The sequence below is a fragment of the Pseudobutyrivibrio xylanivorans DSM 14809 genome, from assembly GCF_900141825.1.
Taxonomy (GTDB): Bacteria; Bacillota; Clostridia; order Lachnospirales; family Lachnospiraceae; genus Pseudobutyrivibrio; species Pseudobutyrivibrio xylanivorans.
The window spans coordinates 1-7,104 of the sequence record NZ_FQYQ01000043.1 but is presented as its reverse complement, the minus strand read 5'-3'; the positions used below and the strand labels follow the sequence as shown (position 1 = coordinate 7,104).

Annotated in this window: 5 protein-coding genes; 2 read left to right on the top strand and 3 right to left on the bottom strand. The window is 37.8% G+C overall.

Going from position 1 to position 7,104, the window contains the following annotated elements; all coding sequences use genetic code 11:
* On the top strand, positions 1 to 302 hold a 302-nt coding region (locus BUA88_RS15565), incomplete at its 5' end, for an IS3 family transposase (protein WP_143151462.1).
* A gap of 79 nt (positions 303 to 381) precedes the next feature.
* On the opposite strand, the gene BUA88_RS15560 is transcribed toward BUA88_RS15565, so the two are convergent.
* Positions 382 to 1,593, bottom strand: coding sequence for a lipase family protein (locus BUA88_RS15560; protein WP_072919671.1), 1,212 nt, complete (start codon positions 1,591 to 1,593; stop codon positions 382 to 384).
* 224 nt (positions 1,594 to 1,817) lie between these two features.
* Positions 1,818 to 3,410 (bottom strand): DUF3298 and DUF4163 domain-containing protein, encoded by a 1,593-nt coding sequence (locus BUA88_RS15555; RefSeq protein ID WP_072919670.1) that lies wholly within the window; start codon positions 3,408 to 3,410, stop codon positions 1,818 to 1,820.
* A gap of 199 nt (positions 3,411 to 3,609) precedes the next feature.
* Here BUA88_RS15555 and BUA88_RS15550 point away from each other — a divergent pair, with 199 nt between their 5' ends.
* The gene (locus BUA88_RS15550; protein WP_072919669.1) at positions 3,610 to 4,113 is read left to right on the top strand and encodes a GNAT family N-acetyltransferase; all 504 of its coding nucleotides are present in this window, start codon (positions 3,610 to 3,612) and stop codon (positions 4,111 to 4,113) included.
* Between the two features lie 119 nt (positions 4,114 to 4,232).
* Here BUA88_RS15550 and BUA88_RS15545 read toward each other — a convergent pair whose 3' ends face one another.
* Positions 4,233 to 6,479, bottom strand: coding sequence for a glycoside hydrolase family 31 protein (locus tag BUA88_RS15545; protein ID WP_072919668.1), 2,247 nt, complete (start codon positions 6,477 to 6,479; stop codon positions 4,233 to 4,235).
* Positions 6,480 to 7,104: the final 625 nt, after the last annotated feature.

The window sequence follows — 7,104 nt, the reverse complement described above, 5'->3', positions numbered from 1 at the left end:
TTCATTCCGATCAGGGCTGGCAGTATCAACATACTTATTATCGTACTGCTTTACAAGAGCATGGCATTATCCAATCTATGTCTCGAAAAGGTAACTGTTATGATAACTGTATAATGGAGACATTCTTTGGAAGATTAAAGAACGAAATGTACTATGGTTATGAGAAAGACTATTCTTCTTTTGAAGAATTCTCAAAGGCAGTTGAAGAATATATAGATTACTACAATAACAAAAGAATTCAGGCAAAAACAAAATGGATGCCACCTGTACAATACAGGATAGCATCCATGTGTTCAGCCTAGTTCATAAATATGTGTCCAGGATTCTGGGTACATATCAAATCCTGATCTCCTTTATGAATATTTTATTTATAAAAAGAATTTATTCTACTACAGTTTCAGCCTCAACTGCTTCAGCCTCAACAATTGCAGCTTCATCTGTCTCTGCATCCATAGCCTCAACAGCTTCAGTTTCAACAACTGCAGTTTCCTCTACCTCTGCTTCAATAGACTCTTCTACCTCAGACTCCATTACCTCAGAAACTTCTGTTTCAACAGAATCCTCGTTAGTTGCAGGAACAAAAGTTGTATATTTAGCAAGAACATCCTCAGTGATATATCCATCAGCAACTGCCTTCTTTGCTAAGTCGTAGCAAGCAGCTGTTGTCTGTGTAGGAATAATTGATGTTCTGGCTACAGATGTTGTTCCATAAAGTGAAGTATAGAATGATGTTGTAGCGAAGTTTAAAGTAAGCATTCTAGTACCTGTTTGTACCCATAAAGTACTTCCCTTCTTCTCACCACAGCAATCATAGCTTCCCCAAACGTCTTCGCGTAAGTAGCTATCACAATGAGCAGCTGAAGAATCGCCATTATAACCGCCATCTTCGTGATTAACACCGGCATACTGCCAAGCAATATTAAGAAATGTAGAAACACTGTAGAATGGATTCTTATCACTAGTATCTCCAAGTCTCTTTACCATACCTTCACGAGTGAAGCCCTTGATAAGAGGTGAACCAAATGTAACTGTATTAAGTACTTCGTAATTGTCCTTAATATACTTATCAGCTGCCACCTGCTGTGCAATCATTCCACCAAGACTATGTCCTGCAAGAATAATATTGCTACCTGCTGGAATTCTATCAATGATAGCATTCTTTACATTTGTCTTATACTCATTACTTAATTCAAAGCCTGATAAAAGATCTTCCTTAATAGTTGTAGTCTGATTCTCAACGATTGTCTCTGTTCCTGAAAGTGCTACTACATAAACTTCCTTATCTTCAGCACCCCAGTAAGTATTATAAGTCATTCTACCCTCTGTGATAGAAATAGGACCAGCTGTCTGATAATCTGCATAACCAACCTTTGCAAGTGTTGCCATCTGAGCGGCATTCTCAAAAGTTACTGTCTCACCATTCTGGATTTTATAAACCATATCCATAAGCTTAAAATCAGTTTCTGTGTGAAGAACGTAATTATATTCTCCGCCTGATGGAAGAATTGATCCAGCCTCTGAAACGATTGGATTAACAAAAACAGTTGTAACAGCAAGAGCTGTAGCTAAAAATCTTAAAACTCTTTTCTTCATTGTTTTTCTCCTTTTCTAATGCGGAAACTAATATATCAAGATTAGTATCCGAATGCTTGCCAAAATCAAATCAATAAAAAGAGTTTTTTTTGTTATTATTGCGATTTGTCACACATTTTTATTTTTCAAGTCAAATTTGGTATTATTCCATTCTTTAATTTTCAAGTAACCTTTTTTCACAACATTTTTCTCAAAACTATTGGATTATGGTCGGAATAATATTTCTAACCTGCATACCAAAGAGTTTCAAATATATCTTCAGCATTGATACCATTTATTTCTATGTCATAAATGTATCCTTCACCAGAAGGATTCTCCAAATGGAAGCGAATAATGCGTCCATCTTCTATTCGACAGTCTACTTCATCTTCTCCATTAGTACGAATAATGCTGTAATGTGTACCTGATGGAAGTGTTACTTCCTCGCCGGTTTCCTCTCCTGCTTCATCTACAACTGGAACAGTAAGCTCCATCTTAGATACTAAATCCTGCTGATGAGTACGGCTTGTTTTGTAATACTTATCCACTGATGTAAATGTTCCATTGCTCTCAAAAGAATAATTTCTGGTTCCACCAAATGTAGCAAGTAAATCAAAACGACTAACAAATGCAACCTTTTCTGGATCAATTGGAACAATTTGGCCGTAATCATCTCCCTCACAAACCATACCATGAGAAAAATTGTCATTAGATAATAACTTAATCTGACCATCTAATGAATATACATAGCTACAACTATAATCATTATCACCTGTGGTCATAAGCATAAGACTTTCTGTGCCATCTGGCATATGAATAATATATGCTTCAACATCCCATACATATAAATCATCTGTAGTGAATGTCTGTCCATCCTTACTAATATTCAATGACTGAATCCAGAACAAATCCAGATTATTTGGATCGTAATTAGGTGAAATTGATATACCCTCATCCAGAGAATCTACTATATCAATATGAGTAGTATCAGGATAATAGAGTGGAATCTGTGAGATATAGCCTTCATTTGAATTAATCGCAAAATCCTGTGTAAGGAATGCGCTATCGTATGGCAAATTAGCAGTAATTACTCCTGCTGAATATGAGGCAAATTCATTTGAATAGAAAGTAATTCCATTATAATCAAAGGCCCACTCGTAATTATCTAAACTTAAATCTTCCAGATTACCCTCTAAGTCATTAAAGGTATCCTCACCATATTTTTCAGTGAGAGCCTGGGCTAACTTACTTTGAAATGCTTCCTTATCAGTCACAATATCTGCAAGTAAGATTTCTTTTCCTGACTGCACATCAAAATTGTAGCTTTCATATCGGGTAACTCCATGAGCACCTGCTGCATACTCAGTATCCTGATCCACAAAGCTTATTACTTTTTCATCAGCTCTTCTAAGGAAAAGATCTGACTCTAAAACGAAGGTACTTACCTCACCGCTTTCACGTAGCTGTTTGCTGGAATCCAAATATTCAGCGTGAGTCTCGTCATATTTCTTTTTACGAGCGTTCATGCTATCCTCAATCGCTGTGTTCAGGGCAGGATATGCTTCCCTTGTTTCTGGTGATAATTTGTACATATCATAGTGGCCTGTTACGTATGCATCTGAATATACGCCATCCTCATATGCCTCTTCAAAAATATATTCTTTACCACTATATATTTCTGGACGAAAATTAGAATTCTCCTGAGTCGCTACTTCTGTAGTTTGGCTATCCTCTTTTGTAGAATTATCTTCTACTGCTGGACTCTCCACTGAGCCCTTACATCCTGTAGCCACAAGGGCCACACACAATAATGATAAAAATAATTTCGTTCTTTTCATAAAAAAACTCCTTCCAAATATATATTACTCAATTTGAGAGGAGAGTGCATTAAATTTTGTAGCTAATTACTTTTTATTATTTATGGTTTCAAGAAATATAGTAAATCTGAGGTAATGTGTCACATAAAAACCCCCGTGAAAATTTCCTGACAATACTGTACAATGGTTACCAAATTATTTTAAATGCGGAGGTAATGTCATGATTTATTTAAAAGAAGCTAATTTAGATGATGCTAAAGAAGAATACAAAATGTTTGCTCAAATGCCTGCAGATGAAAATGGCTTTACTAATCCTGAATTTGGAGCCAGCTTTGATGAATACGTAAATACGATATTACCTATAAAAATCAGCAATTCTAAAGGAGTAGATTTACCTGATGGCTTTGTCCCTCAGACTGACTACTTTTTATGGGATGACGATAAGGTTGTAGGACTTTTTAGATTACGTCACTACCTAAATGATTTTCTTAGAGAAAATTCAGGACACATAGGATATGGTATTCACAGAGATTTCAGAGGAAATGGCTACGCCACCAAAGGCTTAGAACTTCTTCTTGATATAGGCAAAGACGTAATCGAAGAAGATGAATTCTATTTATCAGTGCATAAAGATAATCCTGCATCTCTTAAAGTGCAGATGAGCAATGGAGCCCGAATAGTTCGTGAAGACGAAACGAACTATTATACAAGGATTGCAAAATAATAAAACAAGACCACCGGCTAAACCCGGTGGTCTTGTACTTTAGATTTCAATACTTCCTGCACAGATAAGTCTGCCAGATTTTCTATCAAACAGCAGAATATCTTTTCCTGCACACTCTTTTAGAGATTAATCACCTTAATCTCTTTATATTTCTCATAATTGTCATGCAGCATATCTGTCTCTAGTTTACCATTTTCATATGTAAAGCTGTAGAGATTATATTCTCCCTCAAGATATCTAAAGTCTTCCCCATTATCCTGATAATGAGAACCCCATGCACTGTCACCAGCTACTAAAAGCTCTAAAGTGTCATATGGCTTTTCCCCAACATACTGAACTGGCTCATACATAGGAATAATGCTGCCTTCCTTTATGAAAATAGGGAGCACATCAATCGGTGCATCCACAATAATGTATTTTCCACCAGCATGACGTTCACCTGTCCAATAATCAATCCATGCGCCTGATGGAAGATAAACCATTCTCTTGAAAGCTCCCTGCTCTACTACAGGTGCAACAAGCATGTTTTCGCCAACTAAAAACTCATCATTAAGATTGTATGTGTTCTCATCATCCTCGTAATGAAGAACCAATGGACGCATTACAGGAAGACCTGTCAGCTGGCACTCAAATAATAAATCATAAATATATGGAAGGAAGCGATAGTGAAGCTCTACGTATTTACGATATACGTTTACAGTCTGCTCTCCAAAATGCCATGGCTCTTGCATTCTGTGTCCCTTAGCACAATGGTTTCTGAAGAAGGTAGAAAATACAGCTGCCTCTATCCATCTCATAAGAAGCTCCGGCTTTGTATCTCCTCCAAATCCACCTATGTCTGTTCCTGCAATAGGAAAACCGCTGATACCAAGATTGCAAAGCTGTGGTATGAGCATCTGCAGATGTGGCCACACACTCTGATTATCTCCAGTCCAAACGGCAGTATATTTTTGAGAACCACTGTAGCAAGCTCTTGTGATAACTAGTGGTCGCTTTCCTGTGAGTTCTTTCATTCCCTCGAAAGTAGCCTTGCTCATGAAATGTCCATATACATTGTGCATCTCACTGTGGTCTGTTTCTCTTTCATTTACATGGAACTGCACATCAAGTGGAAGTGGTCCTTTAAAGCTGGCTGGCTCATTCATATCATTCCAGATTCCCTGGATGCCCATGTCCACAAGCTTTTTATGACTCCTGCTCCACCAGTTTCTTACTTCTTCCTTACCAAAATCAGGGAATACCGAATCTCCTGGCCAAACTTCGTTTACATATACCTTGCCATCCTTATCCCTAGCAAAGTAATCATTCTTCATGCCCTCGTCGTACATGAAGTAACCCTCATCCACCTTTACACCTGGGTCGATGATGCATACAGCTTTAAAGCCATCCTCAGCCAGCTCCTTTATAAGCTGTCCCTCTGGCTCGTAGTTTTCCTCATCCCATGTGAAGACTCTGAAGCCATCCATATAATCAATATCGTACTGAACAGTCTCGCAAGGGATTCTGTTCTCGCGCATCTTTGTGGCAACTTCACGAATATCCTTTGCACTTTCATAGCCCCAACGGCACTGATGATAGCCCAATGTCCAAAGCTGTGGCAGTGGTGCACGTCCTGTAAGATATGTGTAGTGCTCCACAATATCTGTCATCTTTTCGCCAGCCATGAAGTAGAAATCTAAGTTTCCATCATCTGCACCGTAGCAGAAATATTCTGTGCTCTCCTTGCCAAGATCCATGTAACTGTGGAAGGTATTATCAAAGAAAAGACCGTAAGTGTATCCTGGTCGCTTTCCAATAATAAATGGAATTGATTTGTAGAGAGCTGGCATGTTCTCCATGTGCATCTGAGGAATGTCTGAGTTCCAATTCTCATAAGCATAGCCTCGCTTATTTAAGAAGCCAGTCTTATCACCTGTGCCGTAGAATCTGTCTTCTGGATTAAGCTTGAAAAGCTGCTGCACTTTATGATTTTTGTACTGGTCAGCATTGAAGAGATGCCCCTCTGCAATAAGAAGTGCTAGCGCTTCTTCTGATAATCCACCCATTATAGTACGGCTGCCATCATAGCTTGAAAGGAGCTCATCTGAGAATTTATCCATAAATTTGAAGCTAAAATCATCCCCCAGCTGAAGAATAACCGAGCCTGTTGTAATGGAAATGTGATCCTCAGTCTGTGACACCTCGAAATCTACAGGAACCTGTGGATTACCCTCGATGGCAACTGACTTGTAATACTTTATCCAATACGGAACTAATACCCTGATAATTTCTTCTGTAATTACCTGAATAATTACTTCCTGATTTTCATATTTGACTGTAACCTGATCGTCCTCGGTTACATATCCCAATAACTTACCGAATCCCATAAAATCATCCTCCTAGCTAAAAAACTAAATGTAGAATATCATATTACTGGAAACGTTTCCAGTGATAAATAAAAATCTTATATACATCAAGATTGAACTTCAGTAAAGATAAGTTTATCGCAGAGGTTTAGTCTTTGGCTAAATCTTTTTTCTTTGAGCTTTGTTCATTCTATCTGCCAAGAGTCCCAGTCAAGTGCAAGACCTGGCGGCTCGGCTTCGCCGCCCCTTGACAGCGCCTCTTTTGGCAGATACTAGGCAAACAAGTTCAAAAAAAATAGGAGTGTGGCAAAGCCCATTGCATTTACTACCTGAGACCTACTAATTTGATAAGGTAGTAAATTTTTTTAGATATTCTACTACCTATATACAAGAAATGAACACAGGTAGTAACTATTTACTACCTCAGGGGAAATTATCAACACAGGTAGTAGTTTATAAATCAAAAACTACTACCTCTATAAGCAAAATCTTTTCAGGTAGTAAAACTCCCATTTTTTCTTACTACCTATATCAATATATTTACCTTTAGATAGTAAAATTGATAATCTATCTGTATTTTTTTTATATAAATAATTGTCCCAGTTCCAAATATGTAGTGTGGCTCTGCCACAATCCCATTTTCACC